The organism is Aquitalea sp. ASV11, from assembly GCF_016429185.1.
Classification (GTDB): domain Bacteria; phylum Pseudomonadota; class Gammaproteobacteria; order Burkholderiales; family Chromobacteriaceae; genus Aquitalea; species Aquitalea pelogenes.
Genome location: NZ_JAELUD010000137.1, coordinates 1 through 1,719, shown reverse-complemented (window position 1 = coordinate 1,719; position 1,719 = coordinate 1). Strand labels below are relative to the sequence as shown.

3 protein-coding genes are annotated in these 1,719 nt (G+C 63.8%); all 3 read left to right on the top strand.

The genetic code is table 11. From position 1 onward, the window contains the following. Window positions 1-648, top strand: a 648-nt coding sequence (gene urtD, locus JHD62_RS21270) for an urea ABC transporter ATP-binding protein UrtD (RefSeq protein ID WP_199104557.1), incomplete at its 5' end; no start/stop codon positions are given. Window position 649: 1 nt separating this feature from the next. Next, window positions 650-1,348, top strand: a complete 699-nt coding sequence (urtE, locus tag JHD62_RS21265; RefSeq protein ID WP_062789038.1) for an urea ABC transporter ATP-binding subunit UrtE — start codon at window positions 650-652, stop codon at window positions 1,346-1,348. A gap of 77 nt (window positions 1,349-1,425) precedes the next feature. Then, on the top strand, window positions 1,426-1,719 hold a 294-nt coding region (locus tag JHD62_RS21260), incomplete at its 3' end, for an urease accessory protein UreD (protein WP_233161149.1).

Below are 1,719 nucleotides of genomic sequence, written 5' to 3'. Positions count from 1 at the left end.
GAGCTGCGCTGCGTCATCGGCCCCAACGGTGCGGGCAAGACCACCATGATGGACGTGATTACCGGCAAGACCCGTGCCGACAGCGGCTCGGCCTTTTTCGGCCAGACCATCAATCTGGCCCAGCATTCCGAGGCGGAAATCGCCCAGCTGGGCATAGGACGCAAGTTCCAGAAACCCACGGTATTCGAGGCGATGACGGTACAGGAAAACCTGGAACTGGCACTGGCCGGGCCGCGTTCGGTGTGGGCCAGTCTGCGCGCTCGCCTGACCGGGCAGCAGCGTGACCGTATCGACGAATTGCTGACGCTGATTCGCCTTGGCGAGCAGCGGGCGCGGCAGGCCGGTCTGCTGTCGCACGGCCAGAAGCAGTGGCTGGAAATCGGCATGTTGCTGGCGCAGGAGCCGCAGCTATTGCTGCTGGACGAGCCGGTGGCCGGCATGACCGATGCGGAAACCGAAAAGACCGCCGAGCTGTTGCTCACCCTCAAGGGCAGGCATTCGCTGATGGTGGTGGAACACGATATGGATTTCATCGCCAGCATTGCCGGCAAGGTGACGGTGCTGGCCGAGGGCGCGGTACTGGCCGAGGGCAGCTTGCAGCAAGTGCAGGCGGATGAACGGGTGATCGAAGTCTATCTGGGGCGCTGACATGCTGGACATACAAGAACTGGACCAATACTACGGCGGCAGCCACATTCTGCGCCGCGTCAGCCTGCAAGCCGAAATCGGCCAGGTGACCTGTCTGCTCGGCCGCAATGGCGTGGGCAAATCCACCTTGTTGCGCTGCCTGATGGGGCAGCTGCCGGCCAAAAACGGCAGCATACGCTGGCAGGGTGAGGACATCAGCCGCTGCGCGCCTCACCAGCGCGTGGCGCGTGGCATTGCCTATGTGCCGCAGGGGCGGGAAATCTTTGGCCGGCTGACGGTGGAAGAAAACCTGCGCATGGGGCTGGCCCGCTTTGGCGGCAAGGCCGGGCGCGAGATTCCGGCCTCGGTGTACGAGATGTTCCCGGTGCTGTACGACATGCGCCAGCGCCGCGGCGGCGACCTGTCCGGCGGCCAGCAGCAGCAACTGGCCATTGGCCGGGCGCTGGTCAGCCAGCCATCGCTGCTGGTGCTGGACGAACCCACCGAGGGCATCCAGCCTTCCATCATCAAGCAGATTGGCGAAGTCATCCGTAACCTGGCAGCGCGGCGCGACATGGCCATCCTGCTGGTGGAACAGTACTACGACTTTGCCGAAGCACTGGCCGATCGCTATATGGTGATGTCACGCGGCGAGGTGATACGTTGCGGAGCTGGTTCCGACATGGCGCAGGACGGAGTACGCGAACTGCTGGCCATCTGACACGGCAGGCTGCCAGCCTGTCTCCCGGCACGCTAATTGCTGGGTCTTGCACCATCCACCTTGCTGATTGACTGCTGATGAATCTGAACGAGCTGAGCATGGCCAATGCCTTGCCTGCCGGTTTGCAAGCCGGCTGGCATGCCGCACTGGAATTGGGCTATGCCCTGGTGCAAGGCCGCACCGTGCCGGTGCATCGACGTCACCAGGGGCCGTTGCGGGTGCAAAAACACTTCATCGACGCCCATGGCCAGTGCCAGCACATTGTGGTGCATCCTCCGGGCGGCATGGCTGGCGGCGACAGGCTGACGCTGGATATCGATCTGGCCGCAGGCAGCCAGGTACTGCTCACCAGCCCCGGCGCGGCCAAATGG